The sequence below is a fragment of the Streptomyces aurantiacus genome (assembly GCF_001418335.1).
GTDB classification, from domain to species: Bacteria; Actinomycetota; Actinomycetes; order Streptomycetales; family Streptomycetaceae; genus Streptomyces; species Streptomyces aurantiacus.
Genome location: NZ_LIPP01000071.1, coordinates 100,108 through 120,584, shown reverse-complemented (window position 1 = coordinate 120,584; position 20,477 = coordinate 100,108). Strand labels below are relative to the sequence as shown.

The 20,477-nt window shown below is 70.6% G+C and carries 22 protein-coding genes and 1 riboswitch; of the genes, 12 read left to right on the top strand and 10 right to left on the bottom strand.

All coding sequences use genetic code 11. The annotated features are described in order from the left end of the window. The first annotated feature begins 1 nt into the window (after position 1). From AOK01_RS10945 to AOK01_RS10935, 3 genes are all read left to right on the top strand, one after another. Positions 2-1,240 carry an MAB_1171c family putative transporter gene (locus AOK01_RS10945; RefSeq protein WP_063792767.1) on the top strand — a complete coding sequence of 413 codons (1,239 nt, stop codon included), beginning with the start codon at positions 2-4 and terminating at the stop codon, positions 1,238-1,240. A gap of 70 nt (positions 1,241-1,310) precedes the next feature. Continuing rightward, complete coding sequence (locus AOK01_RS10940; RefSeq protein ID WP_055510748.1) at positions 1,311-2,498, top strand: MAB_1171c family putative transporter; 1,188 nt, start codon at positions 1,311-1,313, stop codon at positions 2,496-2,498. Between the two features lie 229 nt (positions 2,499-2,727). After that, positions 2,728-4,125: an FAD-dependent monooxygenase gene (locus AOK01_RS10935; RefSeq protein WP_055510747.1), complete on the top strand. Its 1,398-nt coding sequence runs from the start codon at positions 2,728-2,730 to the stop codon at positions 4,123-4,125. Positions 4,126-4,163: 38 nt separating this feature from the next. Here the strand turns inward: AOK01_RS10935 and AOK01_RS10930 are convergent, their stop codons facing one another. The 5 genes from AOK01_RS10930 to AOK01_RS10910 all read right to left on the bottom strand — a co-directional run bounded on the left by AOK01_RS10930 (position 4,164) and on the right by AOK01_RS10910 (position 7,569). After that, positions 4,164-4,667, bottom strand: a complete 504-nt coding sequence (locus tag AOK01_RS10930) for a lamin tail domain-containing protein (protein WP_055510746.1) — start codon at positions 4,665-4,667, stop codon at positions 4,164-4,166. Between the two features lie 129 nt (positions 4,668-4,796). Then, positions 4,797-5,660 carry an energy-coupling factor ABC transporter ATP-binding protein gene (locus AOK01_RS10925; RefSeq protein ID WP_055510745.1) on the bottom strand — a complete coding sequence of 288 codons (864 nt, stop codon included), beginning with the start codon at positions 5,658-5,660 and terminating at the stop codon, positions 4,797-4,799. Beyond that, positions 5,657-6,406, bottom strand: a complete 750-nt coding sequence (gene cbiQ / locus AOK01_RS10920) for a cobalt ECF transporter T component CbiQ (protein WP_055510744.1) — start codon at positions 6,404-6,406, stop codon at positions 5,657-5,659. The genes AOK01_RS10925 and cbiQ overlap by 4 nt, the downstream gene beginning before the upstream one ends. Positions 6,407-6,412: 6 nt before the next feature. Further along, positions 6,413-6,823 carry an energy-coupling factor ABC transporter substrate-binding protein gene (locus AOK01_RS10915; protein WP_055510743.1) on the bottom strand — a complete coding sequence of 137 codons (411 nt, stop codon included), beginning with the start codon at positions 6,821-6,823 and terminating at the stop codon, positions 6,413-6,415. Beyond that, on the bottom strand, positions 6,820-7,569 hold the full coding sequence (locus AOK01_RS10910) for an energy-coupling factor ABC transporter permease (RefSeq protein ID WP_055510742.1): 750 nt from the start codon (positions 7,567-7,569) through the stop codon (positions 6,820-6,822). The genes AOK01_RS10915 and AOK01_RS10910 overlap by 4 nt, the downstream gene beginning before the upstream one ends. Positions 7,570-7,599: 30 nt before the next feature. Then, positions 7,600-7,781: riboswitch (cobalamin riboswitch) on the bottom strand. A gap of 61 nt (positions 7,782-7,842) precedes the next feature. Between AOK01_RS10910 and AOK01_RS44895 the strand changes: the two genes are divergently transcribed. Then, on the top strand, positions 7,843-8,043 hold the full coding sequence (locus AOK01_RS44895; protein WP_055510741.1) for a hypothetical protein: 201 nt from the start codon (positions 7,843-7,845) through the stop codon (positions 8,041-8,043). A 97-nt stretch (positions 8,044-8,140) separates the two neighbouring features. Here the strand turns inward: AOK01_RS44895 and AOK01_RS10900 are convergent, their stop codons facing one another. The 3 genes from AOK01_RS10900 to AOK01_RS10890 all read right to left on the bottom strand — a co-directional run bounded on the left by AOK01_RS10900 (position 8,141) and on the right by AOK01_RS10890 (position 10,781). Then, positions 8,141-8,746 (bottom strand): hypothetical protein, encoded by a 606-nt coding sequence (locus AOK01_RS10900; RefSeq protein WP_055510740.1) that lies wholly within the window; start codon positions 8,744-8,746, stop codon positions 8,141-8,143. Positions 8,747-8,983: 237 nt separating this feature from the next. Beyond that, positions 8,984-9,844, bottom strand: coding sequence for a SigB/SigF/SigG family RNA polymerase sigma factor (locus AOK01_RS10895; RefSeq protein ID WP_055510786.1), 861 nt, complete (start codon positions 9,842-9,844; stop codon positions 8,984-8,986). 217 nt (positions 9,845-10,061) lie between these two features. Beyond that, positions 10,062-10,781 (bottom strand): GAF and ANTAR domain-containing protein, encoded by a 720-nt coding sequence (locus AOK01_RS10890; protein WP_213862077.1) that lies wholly within the window; start codon positions 10,779-10,781, stop codon positions 10,062-10,064. Between the two features lie 182 nt (positions 10,782-10,963). On the opposite strand from AOK01_RS10890, the gene AOK01_RS10885 reads away from it, so the two are divergent. The 8 genes from AOK01_RS10885 to AOK01_RS10850 all read left to right on the top strand — a co-directional run bounded on the left by AOK01_RS10885 (position 10,964) and on the right by AOK01_RS10850 (position 18,727). Next, positions 10,964-11,224 carry a WhiB family transcriptional regulator gene (locus tag AOK01_RS10885; RefSeq protein ID WP_055510738.1) on the top strand — a complete coding sequence of 87 codons (261 nt, stop codon included), beginning with the start codon at positions 10,964-10,966 and terminating at the stop codon, positions 11,222-11,224. A gap of 125 nt (positions 11,225-11,349) precedes the next feature. Next, positions 11,350-11,721 (top strand): hypothetical protein, encoded by a 372-nt coding sequence (locus tag AOK01_RS40950; RefSeq protein WP_157871255.1) that lies wholly within the window; start codon positions 11,350-11,352, stop codon positions 11,719-11,721. Between the two features lie 210 nt (positions 11,722-11,931). Further along, the gene (locus tag AOK01_RS10875) at positions 11,932-12,363 is read left to right on the top strand and encodes a hypothetical protein (RefSeq protein ID WP_055510736.1); all 432 of its coding nucleotides are present in this window, start codon (positions 11,932-11,934) and stop codon (positions 12,361-12,363) included. Positions 12,364-12,544: 181 nt separating this feature from the next. Further along, positions 12,545-13,522 (top strand): ABC transporter substrate-binding protein, encoded by a 978-nt coding sequence (locus tag AOK01_RS10870; RefSeq protein WP_055510735.1) that lies wholly within the window; start codon positions 12,545-12,547, stop codon positions 13,520-13,522. 113 nt (positions 13,523-13,635) lie between these two features. Further along, positions 13,636-14,301 (top strand): TetR/AcrR family transcriptional regulator, encoded by a 666-nt coding sequence (locus AOK01_RS10865; RefSeq protein WP_055510734.1) that lies wholly within the window; start codon positions 13,636-13,638, stop codon positions 14,299-14,301. Positions 14,302-14,380: 79 nt separating this feature from the next. After that, the gene (locus AOK01_RS10860) at positions 14,381-15,448 is read left to right on the top strand and encodes a threonine aldolase family protein (RefSeq protein ID WP_055510733.1); all 1,068 of its coding nucleotides are present in this window, start codon (positions 14,381-14,383) and stop codon (positions 15,446-15,448) included. A 201-nt stretch (positions 15,449-15,649) separates the two neighbouring features. Further along, on the top strand, positions 15,650-16,957 hold the full coding sequence (locus tag AOK01_RS10855; RefSeq protein ID WP_055510732.1) for a PucR family transcriptional regulator: 1,308 nt from the start codon (positions 15,650-15,652) through the stop codon (positions 16,955-16,957). A gap of 126 nt (positions 16,958-17,083) precedes the next feature. Beyond that, a complete protein-coding gene (locus AOK01_RS10850; RefSeq protein ID WP_079103318.1) occupies positions 17,084-18,727 on the top strand; it encodes a GMC oxidoreductase in 1,644 nt (547 codons plus the stop codon). A 95-nt stretch (positions 18,728-18,822) separates the two neighbouring features. Here the strand turns inward: AOK01_RS10850 and AOK01_RS10845 are convergent, their stop codons facing one another. Together AOK01_RS10845 and AOK01_RS10840 are read right to left on the bottom strand one after the other, a co-directional pair. Further along, complete coding sequence (locus tag AOK01_RS10845; protein WP_055510730.1) at positions 18,823-19,302, bottom strand: carboxymuconolactone decarboxylase family protein; 480 nt, start codon at positions 19,300-19,302, stop codon at positions 18,823-18,825. Positions 19,303-19,327: 25 nt separating this feature from the next. Beyond that, a complete protein-coding gene (locus AOK01_RS10840) occupies positions 19,328-20,401 on the bottom strand; it encodes an NAD(P)H-dependent amine dehydrogenase family protein (protein WP_055510729.1) in 1,074 nt (357 codons plus the stop codon). Between the last annotated feature and the right edge of the window lie 76 nt (positions 20,402-20,477).

The window sequence follows — 20,477 nt, the reverse complement described above, 5'->3', positions numbered from 1 at the left end:
AGTGAACTCATCGGACTACTACACCCCGGCCGTCGCCACACTGGTCGGCCTGGCCGTCAAACTGCCGGGCCTGGTGAAGGACTGGCGCGACCCGCTCGTACGGTCCGTCTGCCTGGTGATCGCTCTCGGCGGCGCCGGGTTCTTCTTCGCGGCTCCGCCCACGATCGACGCCGTCAACGAGGCCACCGGCACAGCCAACTTCTCCAGCCCTCTGGTGTACGGCATCATCAGCGCCTTCAGCGCCGCCTGCCTGCTGCTCATCGTCCACTGGCGTGGGGGCCCGCCCGCGTACGTGCGGCGCGTCTCGCGGCGCTGGCAGGCCGGGTACGCCCTGGTCGTCGTCATGCTCGTGGTCCTCTTCGTGCTCGGTGACGCCCCGGTGGACCGGCACACCGACTTCGACACCTACTACGCGACGACCCCGTTCATCCGCGAGATGATCGTCCTGTACCTGGTCGCCCACATGACCGCAGCGCTCGTCACGACGGTGCTGTGCTGGCGCTGGGCACTCCAGGTCAGCGGGTGGCTGCGGGCAGGCCTGTGGATCCTCGTCGTGGGCTGGCTGCTGAACCTCGCCTTCAGCGGCCTCAAAATGGCCGCGGTCGCGGCGTGCTGGGCCGGTCAGGACTGGGGAGCCCTCAGTACGACCCTGGCGCCCGCGCTCTCCGCGATGTCCGCGCCCTGCGCCACCGTCGGATTCCTGCTGCCCCTGGTGGGCCCCTGGGTGGTCTACAACTGGCGGGCGGCGACGACCTACCGGAAGCTCGGCCCACTGTGGCGCGAACTGGGGGGCGCCTCGCCCCGGACGCCGCTCGCCGGCCCCATCCCGTGGTACTCGTCGCCCCGGGTACGCCTCACCCAGCGCGAGGCGGGCGTCCAGGACGGGCTGAGCCTCGTGGCACCGTGGTTCGACACCGAGGTCCGTACCCGCGCGCGGAGCGCGGCGCTCGCCGAGGGCCACACCGGCGACGAGGCCGACAGGATCGGTCACGCGGCGATGGTCGCCGCCGCCGTCCGGGCCGTCCGCCGGGGCCTGCCCGTCGGCTCCCGCCTCCTTCCCGACCACTCCGAGATCAGCGCGGTGCGCACCGCCCCCGTGGGCGTATCGGCCGCGCTGCGCACGTCCCCGATCGTCGCGGCTGCCCGCGCGGGCCTCGCCACATCCCCGGCGGAGGACGACGAGGCCCGCGTGAGCCCTGCCGCCTCCCCGGCCGAGGACGGCGAGAAGTCCCCCACATGAACCACCTTCACCCTGCCGCTCAGCACCGCCCGAGCACCGGCCTTCCCCGGCCGCGGAAGGCCGGTGAAGCGTGGACGCCGTCCTCTACATCCCAGGCGTGATCCTTCTCGTCACCGCGGTCCTCAACCTGCCGGCCATGAGAGGGGAGTGGCGTGACCCGCTGATGGCCGCGAGCATCTCCGTGCTGCTCATCGGCGCCCTCGTGTGCATCCTGTCCGCGCCCCCCACCATCGGCGTCGTCAACGGGCTCACCGGCATCACCAACTTCTCGGCGCCGCTGGTCTATTCGGGGATGTCCGCGCTCAGCGCCTGCTACCTCGTCCTGATGATCGCCTGGAGAGGCGGGAAACCCGAGCGGGTCGCCCGCGCGTCCCGCCGGGTGGTGTGCGTCTACGGGCTGGTGATCATCGGGATCGTCACCCTCTTCGCCCTGTCCGACGTGCCCGTGCAACGGACCCGGGACCTGGACACCTACTACGCCAACACGCCGTACATGCGGGAAATGATCCTGCTGTACCTGATGTTCCACACCGCGGCCACCGCCGCCCTCGCGGTCATGTGCCTGGCATGGCTGCGGAAGGTACGGGGCCTCACCCGCCAGGGCCTGACGCTGATCGTCGTCGGCGTGCTGCTCGACCTGTCGTACCAGATCGCCAAGTACCTGGCCATCGGCGCCCGCCTGGCCGGCCACGACTGGGACTTCCTCTCCACGAGCGTCTCGCCGCCCCTGGTGGCCGCGGCGGGCGTCACCGTCGCCGCCGGCTTCGCGCTGCCGCGCGTCGGCCCCGCGACCGCGGACAACTTCCGGGCCTGGCGGCGGTGCCGCCTGCTCAGACCGCTCTGGCTGGAGATGCGCGACCTGCGGGTACCGGTGGCCGACACCCACTGGTGGGACCTGCCCGTGGTGCGCCTGGTACGGCAGGAGATCACGATCCTGGACGGTGTCCTGGTGTGCTCGCCCTACCTCGACAACGAGGTCCACCGGGCCGCCTGCTCGGCGCTGCGCGCACAGGCGGTCTCACCGGGCGAGCGGGCGGGACCGGCCCACCTGGAGATCGTCGCCGAGGCGGCCATGCTCGCGGCGGCCAGGGCGCGGCTCGGCACGGGCCAGGACGCGGAGATCCCGTCGGACGTCGGCCGGCTGCGGTCGGTAACGAAGCCGCACCTGATGGTGGAGCTGGCTCGGGCCCTGTCCCGCTCGCCGGTCGTCGCGGAGGCCCGCCGGCACGCTGCCCGGCAGAAAGTACGCCACGACTGAGGCCGGTTGCCGGGCCGCCACACCTGATACCCAGTCAACAGAACGCCTCGCGCGCCCACTTGGCATACCGGAGGCCCTGATGACCTCCTGACGCGATCATGGTTCGATCAGGGGGAGGGCCGGACCGAAGAAGTCCCGGCTCCGGGCTCCGAGCAGCGATCGCCCACCCGCGCGACCCGCGTGCCCGCAGCCACGCACCGACGGCGGTCGACAGAGAGGGCCAACACCCATGCCTGACACGAACTCCACCACCGGGCGCAGTGCGATCGTCGTCGGAGGGGGCATGACGGGCATGCTCGCCGCCTCGGTGCTCGCCGACCACGCGGACGTCACGATCGTCGAGCGGGACCTCCTGCCGGACGGGCCCCGGCCCCGCAAGGGCCTTCCGCAGGCCCGGCACGCACACATCCTGTGGTCCGGTGGCGTCAAGGCCCTCGACGACCTCCTGCCGGGCGTCGTCGGCCAACTCGTCGACCGGGGCGCCCGGATGATCCCCGTCATGGCCGGCCTGGTGTCCAAGGCCCCCTCGGGCCAGTGGTTCCGGCGCTTCAACCACGCCGGCCACCTGAGCCTTCTGTGCAGCCGGGACCTGCTCGACGCGGTGATCCGCGCCCGAGTGCTGAAAAGCCACCGCATCACCCTGCGACAGGAGACCGAACTGCTGTCCCTGGAAGGCGGTGCCGGCCGCGTGACCGGAGTCCGCATCCGGTCGGCGGACGTCGAAAGCGCCCTTCCCGCCGACCTGGTGATCGACGCCGGCGGGCGGGGCAGCCGCGCTCCCGCCTGGCTGCGGGACCTCGGACTCCCACCGGTGGCGGAGCGTACGGTCGACGCCGGCTTCGGTTACGCCAGCCGGATCTATCGCGCCCCCGGCACGGCCGCCGAAGGCTTTCCGATCGTCAACGTCCAGGCCGACCCCCGGCGGAATCCCGGCAGGGGCGGCATCATCGCCCCCATCGAGGGCGGCCGGTGGCTGGTCACGCTGGCCGGAACCAGGGGAGGCAGGCCGAGCGCGGACAACGACGCGTTCGTGCCGTTCGCACTCGGTCTGCCGCACCCCGTCATCGGTGAGCTCCTCGCCGGCGCCGAACCCGAGACGGACGTCGTCACGACCCGCAGCACGGCCAACAGGCGCCGCTACTACGAGAAGGCCGCCCGCTGGCCCGACGGTTTCGCCGTTCTCGGCGAGGCGGTCGGCAGCTACAACCCCGTCTACGGGCACGGGTTGAGCGCCGCCGCGCAGAGCGTCGTCGCGCTGCGCCACATCCTGGAAAGGCAGGACCTGCGCGCCCCCGGTACGGCCCGGCGCATCCAGAAGAGCGCGGCACGTCCGGTCGAGAACGCCTGGAGCCTGGCCGTGGGCCAGGACGTGTTCTACCCCGGCGCGAGCGACGAGCCCCCCACGCGGCTGGAAAGGGCTCTTGCCGCCTTCGTGGACCGGGCCGTCGACACCGGTTCGCGCAACCCCCGCGCCCTGCGCATCCTGCTGGACGTGATGAGCATGGAGAAGCCACCTGCCAGGCTGCTCATGCCCGACATGCTCGCCCTGGTCTGCTTCGGGCGCAAGAAGCCCCATCTCGCGGGCCCACCACTGACGGACCGCGAGCGCGAGGCCGCCACGGCCTGAACGCCGGACGACACACCCGCGGCCCCGTCAGCTGCCGATCAGTTGTGGAAACGGATGTAGCCGTTGTTGTCGGGGTCGGAGCCACGCTTCGTGTAGGCGTGCACGTCGGAACGGCTGCCGGAGGGCTTGTCGAGGTAGATCGTGTCGCCGCTGTTGTTCCACATGAAGTTGCAGTTGTCGCGGTAGACGACGTTCCGGCTGTCCGAGTCGGAGCCGTTGCCGCCGCGCAGCTTCACGTAGTCGCCGGGCTGGAGATAGTGATTCGCGGTGAAGCGGAAACGATTGCCCGCGGCGTCCTTCACCAGGTAGTTCTTGAGGTTGATGGTCGCCGAGGACGAGTAGTTCTTGATCGTCACATACTCCTCGTCCGTGTTCCCCCCGGAACATCTGTTGGAGTCGCTGCCGGGCGCGTCGTACTGCACGCCGCGGATCTTCAGCGCCGAGTGGTACTCGGCCGCCTGGGCCGGCGCGGCGGCGGCGACAGCCAGCGCGCCGACGGTGACCGCGGTGACGGCCGCGGCTATGACTGGGTGCTTACCCATGAAAAATTCCCCCTCCGGATATGTGCAAGACATCGGAGTTTAACCATGTCGTGAAAGATCCGTGTTGAGTGGGTGGAGACAACTTTTTTCTCCACGAAACCGTGATAAATGGCGCCGCGGGCCGGGCTGTCAGCCCTCGGCCGGTACCGGGGGAGCGGACTGCCGTGAGGTCAGGGCAGCCAGTTCGTCCGCGGTACGCGGGCCGGGGTGCGGGCCGGTCAACAAGTCCTGGACCCGCAGGAGTTCAGCTACCGCGACGCCCCAGGGCAGGCGCAGTCCCGCCTGCTCCAGGAGGTCCGTACGGGCCAGGGTCGGGGCCGCCGGGCCGGTGACCGCTCCGGCCGGGGTGAGGAGCGCCGCGTCGTCGGCCCAGCGCAGGGCGAGGTCCACGTCGTGCGTCGCCATCACCACGGTGGTGCCGCTCTCGCGCAGCCCGTCGAGGGTCGCGAGCAGCCGCTCCTGGCCGTCCGGGTCGAGCCCCGCGGTCGGTTCGTCGAGGATCAGGACACGCGGCCGCATCGCCACCGCGCCCGCGATCGCGGTCCGTTTGCGCTGGCCGTAGGAGAGCAGATGGGTGGGCCGGTCGGCCAGCGCCGAGATGTCCAGCGCGGCGAGCGACTCGTCCACCCGGGCCCGTACCTCGGTGTCGGGCAGGCCGAGGTTCAGCGGCCCGAACGACACGTCCTGGGCGACGGACGCGGCGAACAGCTGGTCGTCCGGATCCTGGACCACCAGCTGGACGGTCGTACGCAGCAGGGTCAGGCCCTTGCGGTCGTACCGGACCGGCCGGCCCTCGACGGTCAACTGTCCGGCGCGCGGCCGGAGTCCGCCGCTGAGCAGCCGCATCAGCGTGGTCTTGCCGCTGCCGTTGCGGCCGAGCAGGGCGAGCGCGCGTCCCGCCCGCACCTCGAAGTCGAGGCCGCTGAGCACGGCCGGGCCGTCCTCGTACGCGTACGACGCGCCCCGCAGGGCGACCAGCACGGGCTCGTTCATCGCAGCGCCCTTTCCAGTACGAAGGTGAGTGCGGCCACGGCCGCGAGCAGCGCGCCGGCGGCGAGCGTGAAACGCGCGGAGACCCGGGCCTCCGGTACCAGGACGCGCAGCGTGCCGTCGTAACCGCGCCCGGCGAGCCCCGCCTGCAGCCGCGTCGCCCGGTCGAAGGCCCGAATGAAGGCGGTCGCGCCGAGCCCGGCCAGGGAGCGCCAGGTGGCGGCACGTGTGGTGTGCCCGAGCCGGGCGGCCTGCGCCTCCCTGATACGGCGTACCGAGTCGAGGAGCAGGAAGCTCATCCGGTACGTCACCAGGGCGACGTCGACGACCGGCGCGGGCACTCCGGCGTTCACCAGGCGGGGGAGCAGGTCGGACATGGGGGTGGTGAACGCGAACAGGAGCACTCCGAGGGAGGCGGCGGAGGTGCGCAGCAGCAGTTCGCCGGCGCGCGTCGGCCCGCCCGCGGCCAGGGTCACGAACCCGTCGGGACCGCCGACCTGGAGGAGCAGCGGAAGTGCCCCGGTCACGCAGAAACCCAGCGGCACCCGGTAGGCGCGCCAGAGCCGGCGCCCCGGTACGGCGGCCGGGCCCAGCATCACGACGAGGGCCGTCACCAGTACCAGGGCGGCGCCCGGCCAGGGCGGGAGCGAGATCGCCAGCACGGTCAGGCCGAGGCCGAGCACGGCCTTGTCCACGGGGTGGCGGTGGCGCCAGCGGCTGCTGTGCGCCGCCGCGTCGATCGGCAGCACGAAGACTCAGGCCCGTCCGGCCGCGGACCCACCGGCACCGCTTGTACCGCCGGCACCGCCCGTACCACCGGCCGCGGCGGGCGGCGGGCCCTGACCGTCGTCCCGCCGTGCCGAACCACGCAGTTCGCCCTGTCGCCGCCCCCGGCGCAGACCGAAGTAGTAGGCGAGGACGCCCGCGCCGAGGGCGGCCTGGAGGGCGAACAGCGCCGACTCGATCTCACCGGACGGCGGCTCGTACAGGGGCGAGAACCACGGCTCGTAGTCCGGCTCGATCTCGGTGATCGCGGTCTCCGCCTCCGTGTCGGAGCCCGTGAACGGCTCCTTCTTGTGGTCGCCCAGGCCGAAGGCCAGCGGCAGTACGGCGAGCGCGGCCACGACGAACAGCAGCACGGCGTTGATCTTCGCGTTACGGCTCATCGGACCACCGTCTCGGTCGTTTCGGAGGTCTTGGTCGCCGCGGTGGTCTCGGCGGACTCGGCCGTCCGGGTCCCGGACTGCTTCCTGGCGAGGAACACGCCGAGCCGGGTCAGTTCGCCCTTGCTCGACTGCACCAGCAGCCGCATCACGAGGACGGTCAGCAGCCCCTCGCTCACCGCGAGCGGGATCTGCGTGACGGCGAAGATCGAGCCGAACTTGCCGAGCGCGCCCAGGAATCCGCTGCTCGGGTCGGGGAACGCGAGCGCCAGCTGCACGCTGGTGACGCAGTAGGTGGACAGGTCGGCGACGAACGCGCCGAAGAACACCGCGACCATCAACGGCACGTCGAGCCGCCGGAGCAGCCGGTAGATCCCGTACCCGGCCCACGGTCCGACGATCGCCATCGAGAAGACATTGGCGCCCAGTGTGGTGAGGCCGCCGTGCGCGAGCAGCAGTGCCTGGAAGAGCAGGGTGATGGTGCCCAGCACCGCCATGACCGGCGGCCGGAACAGGATGGCGCCCAGTCCCGTGCCGGTCGGGTGCGAGCAACTGCCCGTCACGGACGGCAGTTTCAGCGCGGAGAGGACGAATGTGAAAGCCCCGGACGCCCCGATGAGCAGTGTGCTCTCGGGATGTTCTCTGACCTCACGGGTGAGCGACCGGACTCCGTGGACGACGAACGGCGCCGACGCGATGCCCCAGGCGACCGCGTGCGCCGGAGGAAGGAAACCCTCGGCAATGTGCATGGCTCGGCAGACCCTCTCCAACACCTCGTGGATGGTTGACGCGCCTTGGCCGGTCTCCTGGCTTACGGGTAGGACCACCCCTGCTCCGCCTTCCCGGGTCCGAGGACCCAGTGGCTGCCCGTGAGGGCTGGAGCCGGACTTCCCGATCACAGTGGCGAGGGCCGCACCGGCATCACACCGATTTCCCGAGCACCAAGGCGTGGCGACAGTAGTGCGCGTACAGGGGTGGTGACAAGCGGCCCTCGGGGAGCGCGGGGTGGCACAGGAGATGCTGTGGGCGCGTCGATTCGGCACGGCACCCGTCGAACCAGGGGTGGAGGAGCCGTCCTTGAGTGCGACAGCGTCGAGGAAGCCGTCGAGGCGGCCGTCGGTGCCGTGGAGGTGCGCGCGTTCCGGGAGGACGAGGACGCCGAGGGGGAGATCCGCCGTCTCGACGCGGAGCTGACCTGGAACACCTCGACGTCCGGCGCGTAGCGGGCCATCGCGCGGTCGAAGTCCCGCTCGCCCCGCGGCGCGGATGCGTGCCACGCCGGTCAGCGGTGACGCGCTGGACACCACGGCGCGGGTGGGGTCACTGCTCCTTGTCGGCCGGAGTGGTCCTGGACGTCGTGTAGAAGACGGACGAGCCCTGCTTGGTGCGCTGGACCTGCCCCTTGGCGACGAGCCCTTCCACCGTGGTGCGTACGACCTTGGGCTTGATCTCGCGCTCCGGGTGGGCCTCGGCCAGCGCGGTGGCGACCTCGGCGGACGAGCGCGGCTCGGACTGCCGGCCGAGGTGTTCGCGGATGAGCTCGACCAGCGTGGGCTTGGCGGCGGCCGACTTGGCGGCATCGGGCTTGTCCGCGGTCGAGTCGGCGGCAGCCTTCGGGGCGCCGGAACCGGCGGCCTTCGTGGCCGCGGGCTTGGCCGCCGACTTCGTGGTGGCGGCCTTCTTCCGCTTGGCCGCCGTGGCCTGCCGCGGTACCGAAGGCGCGGGCGCGGAGCCGTCGCCACCCAGTGCCCGCTGCAGTTCCGCCAACAAGGTCTGGTCGTGGCGCAGCGCACGCAACTGCTCCTCAAGGGCGGCCACTTCGGCGCCGATACGTTCCTGCTCCTTGGTGTTGCGATCGAGGTCCGCGGACACCTGGGCGGCGTACTGGCTCTTGAGCTCGGTGGCGGCCGATTCGACTTCGGACATGGCGGTTACCTCTCCTCGTCATCGTGTGGTGCTGGGCCCGGATGCTACTCGCATCATCAGGCCATGATCCCGAAGTAGTCAGGACCGTTCCCACTGTTCGATGACCCGCAACGCGCCGCCGTGGACAGCAAAGGCGCAGGCAGGAGCGTACGCGGGAGACACCTGGCCACCCGCGCGAAGCCATGTCTCGAATTCAACCTTCAAGGTGACTGTACGAAGACATGGGGCGCGCCTGTCTCACGCGGCGAGGAGTCCCGTGCGCAGGCGGGTGAGGGTGCGGGTGAGCAGGCGGGAGATGTGCATCTGGGAGAGGTTCAGTTCGCGGCCGATCTCGGCCTGGGTCATCTCCTGGCCGAAGCGCATCTCGATGATGGTCCGTTCGCGTTCGTCGAGTTCCCGCAGGAGGGGGGCGAGTGTGTGCAGGTCCTCGAAGAGGTCCATCGCCGGGTCCTCCTCGCCCAGGGTGTCGGCGTACCTGGGTCCGCCGTCGGTCGAGTCGTCGTCGCCCCCGGGGGTGTCGATGGAGCCGGCGGCGTAACCGTTGGCGGCCACCAGTCCTTCGATGATCTCCTCCTCGGACAGGTCCAGGTGCGTGGCGAGTTCCCTGACCGTGGGCGGGCGGTTCAGCGCTGCGGCGAGGGTCTCCTTGCTCTTGGCGAGGGCCACGCGCAGTTCCTGGAGGCGCCGCGGGACGTGCACGGCCCAGGTGGTGTCCCGGAAGAAGCGCTTGATCTCGCCGACGATGTAGGGGATCGCGAAGGAGGTGAACTCGACCTCGCGCGTCAGGTCGAAGCGGTCGATGGCCTTGATCAGGCCGATGGTGCCGACCTGGATGACATCCTCCATGTCGCCGCCGCCCCGGCTGCGGAACCGGCGGGCCGCGAAGTGCACCAGGGACAGGTTCATCTCGATCAGCGTGTTGCGGGCGTACTGGTATTCATGGGTGCCCTCTTCCAGCTCCCGCAGCCGGTCCAGGAACAGCCGGGACAGTACCCGCGCGTCCTGGGGAGCGACCTTGCCCCCGTCCTCGATCCACGGCAGATCACCGACAACCTCGGTCACTCCCACGCCGGAAGCGACTGCCTCGGGAGCGTTCACGGAGAAAACCACAGGTGCCGCCTCAGATAGAAAGCAAGTTGGTCGTCTAGTGCCCGGCATACCCACAAGCATGTCCGCAAAGACCCGAGCGATCGCGAAGGCGCGCATTCGGCGCCGGCCGGAGAGACTCGGATCGGCCCGGTTCGGCCCGGCCTGGCCCGTCACCCTGTCGGCCACCACCGTGGCGGCGGCGCCGTGTTGACGACGGTCCGCTCGGTCAGGAGGGGTTCTCGCCGGTCCGGCAGACCTGGCGGGCGATCTCACGCAGTTTGACGTTGCGGTCCTGTGACGTCTTCTTGAGCACCTTGAAAGCGGCGTCCTCGGCCAGTCCGTAGCGCTCCATGAGGATGCCCATGGCCTCGCCGATCTCGTGCCGGGTCTCCAGGGCATGGCTGAGCTGCTGATGCGTACGGGCCGCGGAGAAGGCCACGGCCGCATGGGAGGCGAGGACCCAGCCGGCGCGCCGGGCGGTCTCGTCGAAGGTGCCCGGGGTGTGCGAGTACACGTTCAGGGCGCCGAGGTTGTCGTCCTCGGTGAAGAGGAGGAAACCCATCATGCTCCCCATGCCCAGCTTCCTCAGCTCGGGGGCGAAGAGGGGCCACTGCTTGCTCGGCTGCCGCAGATCCTCGATGGTGTAGATCTGCTGACGGTCCGTCACGGCGTCGAAGCAGGGGCCTTCTTGCAGGTCCTGCTGGATGCGGTCCGCGAGACGCACCCGGTCACCCGTCGCCGCAAGAGCATGCACTTCGCCCTGGCGTACGGTGAGGATGCCGGCTTCGTCGCACCCGTTGATCAGGACCGTCGCGTGCTCCACGATGCGGTCCAAGGTGCCCTGGGCGGAGTCCTGCGCCAGCAGATCCCGCGCCATTTCCGCCACGGCGATCGCGAACTGCTCCCAGACCTCGACCGGCTCCTGCGACATATGTCTCCTGTCCATTCCCCGAAGTGTTCCGTCCGTGAAGCCTTGTGTCCGTGAAGCGTCCCGTCGGTGAAGGTCCCGGACGCCGCTCCGGGGAGGCCCATCTTGTCACCCGTGCGCCTGTTTCACCGGTGCGGTCGGGGGTGACCCGAAGGGAACCGAGCCCCAGGAACCACACCCCTGCGACCGAAGGAGGCCCCATGGAGGGCTGGCGCGAGTACGCGGAATGCCGCACGGTCGATCCCGACCTCTTCTTCCCCATCGGCGGCACGGGCCCCTCGCTCGTGCAGATCGAGAACGCCAAGTCCGTCTGCCGACGCTGTCCCGTACGCGAGGACTGCCTGAACTGGGCGCTCGAAACGGGCCAGGGCATCGGCGTGTGGGGCGGCAGGACCGAGGGCGAACGGCGAGCCCTGAGGCGACGCCCCCGCAGCCGCACCTCCCGGGACAACAATGCGTAGTCTGGGCAGGTATGCAGGTTGATGCCCGCGGTGCGAAGCGCGGTGCTCACGCCGGCGGCAGACGAAGACGCTGAACGAAGCATGCTGAACGAAGCATGCAGCGCGGTACCGAACGAGGTGGAGCAGTGAGCGTGGAGCAGGACGGAGCGCCCGGCCGCATCGACGACACGAGCGACGAGGCGGCAAGATCGCCCGAGGACGCGGCGGAGCCGTCCGAGGGCGAGCGCGAAGCCTGGGCACGGGTACGGCGCTCGGCCACGGGAATGCGGCACCACGAGGCGAAGGACGCGCTGGACGAGGCCCGCAAGGCGGCCAGGACCAAGTCGCTCACCGCACACGAGGCGTTGATCGCGCAGGCGGAGGTCGAGGAGTGGGAGCGCATCGCCGACGCGCTCTTCGATCACGCGGGGGTGTACGACGCCGCCGACGACCCCTTCGTCCAAGGCGAAGCGGAAGGCCGCGCCCACCACACGCCGCCACCGCCCGACCGCCGTTGAGGGGCGGTACCGGGGAGCGGCCCGGTGCGGCTCCGGCCGCGTTGTCAGTGCCCTCCGCAAGAATGCTGAGCAGCGAGAATGCAGAACAGCGACAACGTCATCGCTCCTGGCGATACGCGATCGAACCCGTCCGTCGAAAGGCCGCCCGCACATGACGCCCACTCTCCACCGCCGTGCCGTGCCGCGAGCCACGAACGGAGAGCGCTGACCATGCTGCGAGCTCTCCCGGGTACGCCCGCGCCACTCGGCCCCGGCGGTGCCGAGGTGCTGCGTCTGATCACCGTGCAGCGCGTCCCCGTGTGCCTGACCGTGCACGCCAACGGCCGCCGCAGATACGGCTATTGGCAGGCCGCCACGGCCGGCTCCGGGTACGGGGGCTGCTACGTGGCCCTGCCCACCGACGAGTGCGACGCACTGCACGCGGCGGGCCGCATCGTGCTGGGGGACCCGGTGATCGACCCGGCGAAGACCACGTACCCGGTGCGCCCTGTGGTGCGTCCCGTGGCGCGCCCCACCGAGCGGGGCACGGACCGGGGCACCGAACGAGGGCCCGATCGAAACACGGAGCGAGGCCCGGATCGAGGCACGGACCGGGGCACGTCGTCGCCGGCGGGCACGCCCCGGCGGGCCCTCACGGCGTAGCGGGTCGTCCGCGGCCTTCCCTCGATCCTCCCTTGTCCGGAGTACTGACAGCGCGAACCTGGCTCTGTAGATTTCAGCCGTCACGAAAATGCACAACGTGCATCGAGCTGAAGCGCCGACCCGTCAAGTCGCCTTCCGCTCAGCCGTGTTGGTCTGTCCCCCCTGCTGCCAGGAGGAGCCCATGCGAAGGCGTATTCCGGGGCTTGTCGCAGTACTGTCCGTGATCGTCGCCGCGGCCGGATGCGGGTCGTCGGACTCGGGGGACGGCGGTTCGTCGTCCTCGGGCGGGGACGGGACGACACGGGTCAAGGTCGGCATCATCCCGATCGTCGACGTGGCCCCGCTCTATCTGGGGCAGAAGAAGGGCTTCTTCGGCAGCCGCGGCATCGAGCTCGAAATGGTGAGCGCCCAGGGTGGCGCGGCGATCATTCCCGGTGTGGTGAGCGGCCAGTTCCAGTTCGGCTTCAGCAACACGACGTCGCTGATGGTCGCCCAGGTCAAGGGAGTTCCGGTCAAGTCCGTGGTCAACGGCGCGGCGTCCAACGGCAAGGTCGGCGGTGACGTCACCGGCGTGGGCGTCAGGAAGGACAGCTCGATCAAGTCGGCCGAGGACCTCGCCGGGCACACGGTGGCGGTGAACACGCTGCGCAACATCGGGGACACCACCGTGCGCGAGTCGGTCCGGGTGGCCGGCGGCGACCCGTCCGAGGTCGAGTTCGTGGAGATACCGTTCGACCAGATGCCTGCCGCTGTGGACGACGGACGCGTGGACGCCGCGTGGATGGGTGAGCCCGCGATGACCGTCGCCAAGGCGCAGGGGGTACGCGTCGTGGCGTCGCCGTTCGCCGAGACGGACCCGAAACTCACCGTGGCGACGTACTTCACCTCGGCCGAGCTGGCGAAGAAGGACCCCGGCCTGGTGAAGAAGTTCACCGAGGCGATGACCGAGTCGCTGCGGTACGCCACCGACCATCCCGACGAGGCACGCCAGATCCTCACCACGTACACCAAGATCAGTGGCGATGTCCTGACGAAGCTCACACTGCCCAGCTGGCCCCCGGACATCGACACCGCCTCCCTGGAGAAGCTGGCGTCCCTCGGTGAACGGGACGGCCTCTTCGACGACAAGAAGCCCGACCTGGACGCCCTCTTCTCCTGACCTCTTCTCCTGACCACCGCCCGTGCGCACCCCGTGCCGCCGATCCGGTGCAGGCAGCCGGGTCGACGGGCCCGCCGGATCGCACCGATACGTCGTATCGTACGCTGACACGCATGCCCCGGAGCTCCCCGTCCCTGGACCGCGCGACCCCCGACCGCATCGCCGAGAGCGCCCTGTCGCTGGTCGACGAGGCCGGTCCCGAGGCGCTGACCTTCCGCGCGCTGGCCGCTCGACTGGGCATTTCCCTCGCGTCCCTCCAGCGTCGTTGCACCGACCTGGCGGGGCTGCTGGACCTGTGCACCGACCACCTGGCCGCCCGGCTGCCCGACGTCGAGCCGGGCACGGCCTGGGCCACGGCCACCGAGGCACGGTTCACCGCTCTGTACCGACTGCTGTCGGCGCATCCGGGCCTCGTCGCGCTCCGGGGCGCCCGCCCCTGGCTCGGCCCGCACCTGCTGGCCCGCCTCGTCGAGCCGCAGCTCGCCGACAGCCTGACGGCCGGGATGACCCCCGAGGAGGCGATCACCGCCTACCGGCGGATGTACCTGCTCACCCTCGGCAGCGCGAGTTTCGTCGACCACCGCGATCCCGAGGCCACCCGGACGGTGACCCGCACCGCCCTCGCCTCGCTCGACCCGGCGGGCTACCCGGCGCTGACCGGCAACGTGGCGGCGATCCTGCCCGCCCTGACCGACCACGAGGTCTACCACGGGGCACTGCGCCAGCTCATCCACGCCGCCGACCCGGCGCGGGAGGCCACCGGCAAGGACCCCTTGTGACCGCATCCGAGGCCGGGCCGCCGCCCCCCGCATCCACCGTCGTACCTCCCGCCGTCAACGGAAAGTCAGGACCCTCGGCATGAGCAACAGCACCACCACCGCCACCACGACCGCCACCCGGATGTTCAGCAGTGACAACGCCGCCGGCGCGTCCCCGGAGATAGTCGACGCGGTGGTCCGGGCCGCCGCGGGACAGGCGTCGCCGTACGGGTCCGACACCGTCACGGCCGAGGTCCGCCGCCGGCTGTGCGAGATCTTCGAACGTGACGTCGACGTCCTGATCGTCTCCACGGGCACCGCCGCGAACGCCCTGAGCCTGGCCGCACTGACCCCGCCCTGGGGCAGCGTCCTGTGCCACCGCGACAGCCACATCAACAACGACGAGTGCGGGGCCCCGGAGTTCTACACCGCCGGCGCGAAACTCGTCCCGCTCGGCGGCGACGACGCCAAGATCGACGCGGCCGAACTCCGGGCGGCCGTACGGAACAAGGCCGGGGACGTGCACAGCGTGGAGCCCTCCGTGGTGAGCGTCACCCAGGCCACCGAGACCGGCGCCGTCTACACCCTCGACGAGCTCCGCACGCTGGGCTCCGTCGTCAAGGAGCCGGGCCTGCGGTTCCACATGGACGGCGCCCGCTTCGCCGGAGCCGTCGCGGCCCTCGGCGCCACCCCCGCCGAACTGACCTGGCGGGCCGGTGTCGACCTGTTGTCGTTCGGAGCCACGAAGAACGGCACCATGACCGCCGAAGCGATCGTCGTCTTCGACCGTTCCCTCACCACGGAACTCTCCTTCCGGGCCAAGAGGTCCGGCCAGCTCGCCTCCAAGGCGCGCTTCCACGCCGCCCAGCTCGACGCCTACCTGACCGACGACCTGTGGCTGCGCAACGCGACCCACGCCAACGCCATGGCCGCCCGTCTCCAGGACGGCCTCAAGGCGATACCGGAGGTCGACCTCCTCGGTGCCGCGGAGGCGAACATCCTCTTCTGCCGACTGCCCCAACAGGTCATCGACAGCCTGCTGTCCGAGGGCTACGTCTTCTACCACGACCGCTGGGAGCCCGGGGTCGTCCGCCTCGTCGCCTCCTTCGCGACGAGCCCGCAGGACATCGACGACCTGCTTGACGCCGTCCGCCGCCACACCGCCTGACCGACCCCGGACCGACGTGAGGCAGGCGGAGCCGTTGGAAAAGAACACCGCAGAACCCTAGGGACCGACTGGACGGTATGTCATTCTACGGGGCAGGACGAGACGGGTGCCGACGATCACAGGGAGCCCGCGGCCGACAGCAGGCCGCGGACCGACCGCTGTGAGCGCGCCGCCACCGAGCCGACGCCCCGGGAGAACGCGATGCATCACGCCGTACGGTCCCGAGTCGAGCTGGGCCACGGACCGCCGACCGCCGCACGGTCGCATGCCCCCAAGGCCCGTTCGCTGATCGACGCCGACGCGCTTCGCGTGCTGCACCGGTCGGCCCGGGTGCTGCAGAACAACCTCCCGGAGCTGACCGACCGGCTCGTGGCGGCGCTGCGGGAACGGGAACCCGCCTACCGGAGCACCCTGGAGAGCGACGCCGCGGGCACGTGGCAGGAGGTGCACCGATCGCTCCTGCACAGTGTCAATTCCCTGCTGGACCCGCGCAGCGCCCGGGACGCCGCGCTGCGCTGCTCGTGGCGGATCGGCGCCGCTCGCGCCGAACAGGGACTGCCGCTCGACGCGCTCCTGCACGCCTTCCGGCTCGGCGGCTCCCTGATCTGGCAGGTACTGGTCGAGGAGACCTCCCGGACCGCTCCCGAGGACGTCCGCCTCCTCGTCCATGTGGCGGCCGACGTATGGAACTTCGTCGACGAGCACTGCACCCTCGTCGCGGACGTCTACCGCAAGGTGGAACGGCAGCACGCCTGGCGTCAGGAGCACCGGGTACGTCTGCTGACCGCGGCCCTGCTCGACGGCACGAGCCGTATCGCCGACGTCGCCGAGACGGCCGAGATCCTGGACCTGCCGGAACAGGGCAGGTACGCCGTGGTCGCCGTCGCGGGCGGCCGCCCGGCCGGTCGTGCCTCCGTGCCCGGCGACCGCGGCGTACCGGCCGGTGCGCGCGTGCACTGGCACACGGGCGTGGACGTCGACCACGGCATCGTCCTGGTCGGCGACGGCGACGGCAACGGCGACGGTGATGGTGAAGGCGGAGGCGACCTGTCCGTGCCGACGGTGGGGCCCACCGCCCCCACAGGTACGAGAGTCGGTGTCGGTCCTGTCGTGTCGGGGCTGGCCGCCGTGGGCGACGCCCGCAGGCTGGCGGACTTGGCCCTGAGCATGTGCGCGGACGACGGCGGCACCGTACGGCTGACCGAGCAGTTGCCCGCGGCCCTCGTGATGTCGTGCCCCGAACTCGGCGGCGCGCTGGCCGAAGAGGTCCTCGGGCCGCTGCTGCGCCTGGAGCAGTCCGACCGGGACATCCTGCTGGACACGCTGGCGGCGTGGCTCGCGTGCGACGGCTCGGCGCAGCGGGCGAGCGCCCGGCTGTACTGCCATCGCAACACCGTCCTCAACCGGCTGAAGCGGTGCGAACAGCTGACCGGGCGCTCGCTCGCCCGCCCGGCCGACATGGTGGAGTTCAGCCTCGCGCTGACCGCCCGACGGCTCCTGCGCGACTGAGAGGACCTCGCGGTGTACGCGATGCCCAGTATGTGATCGTTGGAAAGTTACCTCAGGGTATGGCGTGACTTCTCACGGGGGTGCCAGTAGAACCCGTTTCACTCTATGGAGAGTGAGGAGCCGCGCATGAACGACGATTCCCCACATGGGACGCGCATGAGGGGCGTGTCCCGTCGAAGGTTCATCGCTGGAACAGGTTCTCTTCTCGGGTCGGCCGCACTCGCCGGGCAGGTGGTCCCGGCCCACGCCGCCACCGCCACGGCGGCGGCGGTGATCGAACCCGGGGCACACGTACCCGCCCTCGTGATCGGCACCGGATACGGCGGCTCCGTGGCCGCTCTGCGCCTGGCCCAGGCGGGTGTCGACGTACACATGGTCGAGATGGGCATGGCCTGGGACACCCCCGGGCCGGACGGCAAGATCTTCGCCAACACGACGAGCCCCGACCACCGGTCCTACTGGCTGCGCACCAGGACGAAGCAGCCGCTCAGCAACTTCCTCGGCTTCCCCCTGGACAAGGACGTCCCGCGCCACACCGGGATCCTGGACGCCGAGGAGATGGGCGGCATCATCGTCTACCAGGGCCGCGGCGTCGGCGGCGGTTCGCTGGTCAACGGAGGCATGGCGGTCACTCCCAAGCGCGAGAACTTCGGCGCCGTCCTGCCGTCGGTCGACGCCGACGAGATGTACTCCGTCCACTACCCGCGCGCCAACGCGGGTCTCGGGGTCGGCACGGTCGACCCGACGTGGTTCGAGACCGCCGACTGCTACCAGTACGCCAGGGTCGGCCGTAAGCACGCCCAGCGTTCGGGCTTCCCGTTCGTCTTCGTGCCCGACGTGTACGACTGGGACTACATGGAGCAGGAGGCCGCCGGGACCGTACCGAAGTCCGCGCTCGCGGGCGAGATCCTCTATGGCAACAACTACGGCAAGAAGTCCCTGCAGAAGACCTATCTCGCCAAGGCGAGGGCGACCGGACGGGTCTCCATCTCACCGTTGCACAAGGTCACTTCGGTCGCCCCGGCCACCGGAGGCGGCTTCACGGTCGCCATCAGTCAGCTCGACACCACCGGCACCACCACGGCCACCAAGACCGTCACCGCGGACCGGGTGTTCTTCGCGGCCGGCAGCGTCGGCACCAGCAAGCTCCTGGTCGGGCTCAAGGCCACCGGCGCGCTGCCGGGCCTCAACAGCGAGGTCGGCAAGGGCTGGGGCGACAACGGCAACGTGATGTGCGGCCGCGCCAACCACCTGTGGGACCCCACCGGCGCCCTGCAGTCGGCCATCCCGTGCTCCGGCATCGACAACTGGGCCGCGGGCGGCGCGTTCGCCGAGGTGGCCCCCCTGCCCACCGGCATCGAGACCTACGCCTCCTTCTATCTGTCGATCACCAAGAACCCCCACCGCGCCCGGTTCACCTGGAACGCCGCGGCGGGCAGGGCCGAGCTCGACTGGCAGACCGCCTGGAAGCAACCGTCCATCGACATGGCCAAGACGATCTTCGACAAGATCAACGCCAAGGAGGGGACCATCTACCGGACCGATCTCTTCGGCGTCTACAAGATCTGGGGCGACCATCTCACGTACCACCCCCTCGGTGGCGCGGTGCTCAACAAGGCGACCGACAACTACGGCCGCCTGCACGGACATCCGGGGCTCTACGTCATCGACGGCGCGCTCATTCCGGGCAACACCAGCGTCAACCCGTTCGTCACCATCACGGCGCTCGCCGAACGGAACATCGAAGCGATCATCGCCGCGGATCTGTAGCGGCGTGCGGGCGAGTGGCGCCCGCGAGGAGACCGAGACGGAGACCGAGGCCGGGGCCGGGGTCGCCCGGATTCGCCGGGTGGCCCCGGGCCGGTTCAGTGCCCCGGCAGCACACACATGGCGTCGAGTCCCAGCACGCGGTTGAGCCGTCCGAAGGCCAGCCACGAGCCGAGGCTCATGGTCAGCTCCACGATCTCGGCCTGGCTGTAGTGCGCGGTCATCCGGTCCCAGAACTCCTCGTCGAGGCCGTGGTGGTCGAGCGTGTACCGCTCCGCGTACTCGGCGGCCAGGCGGGTGCGTTCGTCGAAGGCGTCGGTCGTGCGCCACTTCGCCACCGCGTCGGCGAACTCCTCCTCGACCTTCAGCCCGTCCCGCTCGGTCCGCCAGTCGAGGCAGAAGAGGCACCCGTTGAGCTGGGCGATCCGCAGCCGCGCGGCCTCGAACTCGCGGAGCCCCAGGGTCGTACGGGCGTAGACGGCCAGCGAGAAGTCGGCGGCTGCGGGCCCGATGCCGGGGACCATCTCACCCCACACGTACTCGATGGGGTTCCTGCCTTCGGGGATGTCGACCTTCATCCGGGGCTCCTTCGGGTACGCGGTGTCACTTCCTGCCGAGCCTTCCGACCGCCGGTCGCAGCGGGACGTCCAGCGCGTCGTACAGACCGGGCTCCGCGTCCACGAGCCATTCGATGGCGCCGACCAGCCGGCCGACCGCCGTGGCGTTCCCGCCCGCGGACCGGTTCTCGCCCTCGTCGGTCGCCTCGACGGTGATCTCGATGCGCGGGCGGCCCTCGATGATCACGCGATGCGCCCCGTCGCCGCCCGGCGGCGCCGGCCAGTCCGGTGCGCAGGACGGATGGATCCGGGTGACGTGCTCGATGACGATGCGGGGTTCGCCCTCGACGACACCCTGCACCTCGAAGCGCACCGCACCCTGCGTGCCGGCCTCGAACTCGCCCATCGTCCGGGTGCTCACCGTGGCGTCCAGCGCGCGGCGCTGCAAGGTCTCGCGGATCTCGTCGAGTTCGACGCCGAGGGCCCTGGCCATCAGCCGTATCTGCCCGCCCCACACCATCGTCGGGATCGACGGGGCGAGCATCAGCGGCTCGTACTCCATCGGCTGGCCCATCCCGACCAGATACCGCACCGACTCCTCCTGCTCGTACGTGGAGTAGTCGAAGATCTCCTGGCAGCGGATCGCGTCGACGACCGTGCCGAGACCGCTCATCAGCAGCGGCAGTACGTCGTTGCCCCAGCCGGGGTCGACACCGGAGACGAACAGCGACCCCCCGCCGTCCGCGACGGCGGCCAGTACGGGCTCGCGGAACTCGGGCGGGGCGTTGCGCTGGTCGTAGAGCGGGTACAGGGCCGGAGTGACGACCACGGCACCGCTCCGGACCGCCCTGGCGATGTCGGCCAGCGCCTCGTCGGGACGGAGGTCGCCCGACGCCGCGTACACGACCGCGCGGGGTCCTTCGGCCAGTACGGCGTCGATGTCGTCGGTCGCCGCGACGCCCAGGCCCCGGCCGAGGCCACCGAGTTCGCCCGCGTCGCGCCCGACCTTGGCGGGGTCGTGGACGAGCACGGCCGTGAGATCGAGCGCCGGGTGTGCCTCGACGGCACGGATCGCCGCGCGGCCGACGTTGCCGGTACCCCAGACCACCGTGGGAAGCATGCGCGGAGCGTAACCTGACGAGGCGTCAGATTCCATAGTCCTGCGTAGGTGGTCCTGCATCGGTGGACCTGCATCG